At 77.1% G+C, this 1,418-nt stretch carries 1 protein-coding gene; it reads left to right on the top strand.

Features of this window, described 5'->3' with window-relative positions; translation table 11 throughout:
• Positions 1–1,384, top strand: a 1,384-nt coding sequence (locus tag AB0O00_RS39400; protein ID WP_363659481.1) for a bifunctional 3'-5' exonuclease/DNA polymerase, incomplete at its 5' end; no start/stop codon positions are given.
• Between the last annotated feature and the right edge of the window lie 34 nt (positions 1,385–1,418).

Below are 1,418 nucleotides of genomic sequence, written 5' to 3'. Positions count from 1 at the left end.
GGACGACCTGCCCGAGCCCGGCTCGGCCGAGAGCGACGACGGCCAGGACACCCTCTTCGCCCCCGACCGGCTCCAACTGCCGCCCGGCGCCGACCCGCTGGCCGCCGTCGTCGCCGTCCACGCCGAACAGCAGCGCCGGATCGCCGCGCTCACCGACCCGGCCGCCCGGCAGCGGTTCCGCGTGCTGGTCGCCGCCGAGTCCGCGGGCGCCCTGGTCGCCGCCGAGATGGCGCACGACGGGCTGCCATGGCGCGCCGACATCCACGACGAGCTGCTCACCGGGCTCCTCGGCCCCCGCCCGACCGTCCCCGGCGCCCAGCCCAAACTCCTCGCCGACCTCGCCGTCGAACTCCAGCAGGCCCTCGGCGGGCGCCCGTTCAACCCCGACTCGCACACCCAGGTGCTGCGAGCCTTCGCCGACCGGGGCATCCAGCTCACCTCCACCCGCTCCTGGGAGCTCAAGCGCGTCGACCACCCCGCCGCGCAACTGCTCATCCGCTACAAGGAGCTGGCCAGGATCCACGCCGCCCACGGCTGGGCCTGGCAGGACGCCTGGGCCCGCGGCGGCCGGTTCCGGCCCGAGTACGTCGTCGGCGGCGTCGTCTCCGGCCGCTGGGCCAGCCGCGGCGGCGGCGCCCTGCAGATCCCGCGCATCCTGCGCCGCGCAGTCGTCGCCGACCCGGGCTGGCTGCTCGTCGTCGCCGACGCCGCCCAGCTGGAGCCGCGGGTGCTCGCCGCGCTCTCCCAGGACGCCGGCCTCGCCCGCACGGCGGCCGGCGGCGACCTCTACGAGGCCCTCGCCGCCAGCGCCTTCCGCGGCGACCGCGACAAGGCCAAACTCGGCCTGCTCGGCGCCATGTACGGGCAGACCAGCGGCGACATCGGCCCGCTCCTCGCCACCCTGCGCCACCGCTACCCCGCCGCCATGGGCTACGTCGAGGCCGCCGCCCGCACCGGCGAGGACGGCGGCGTGGTCGCCTCCCGGCTCGGCCGGGTCTGCCCGCCCGCCTCCGCCGACTTCCTCGACCTCACCGAGGCGCCCGACACCGCCGCCGAGGCCGGAGGTCGCTGGGCCCGCGCCCGCGGCCGCTTCACCCGCAACTTCGTCATCCAGGCCAGCGCCGCCGACTGGGCCCTCGCCCTGCTCGCGGCGCTGCGCCGGCGGCTGAACGCCCTGCCCGCGGCCGTCCCCGAGGACCGCCCGCACCTGGTGTTCTTCCAGCACGACGAGGTCATCGTGCACACCCCGGCCAACCTCGCCGACGAGGTCGCCGCCGCCGTCGCCGCAGCCGCCGACGAGGCCAGGCTGCTGGTGTTCGGCGACACCCCGGTCCGCTTCCCGCTCACCACCGCCGTCGTCGACTGCTACGCCGACGCCAAGTAGCGGCACGCCCGCCGCTACAGCTTGCGGAAGGCGC

Source organism: Kitasatospora sp. NPDC093558 (assembly GCF_040683475.1).
Classification (GTDB): Bacteria; Actinomycetota; Actinomycetes; order Streptomycetales; family Streptomycetaceae; genus Kitasatospora.
Note: the sequence above shows the minus strand (reverse complement) of the source record. Positions and strands in the feature narration are given on the sequence as shown.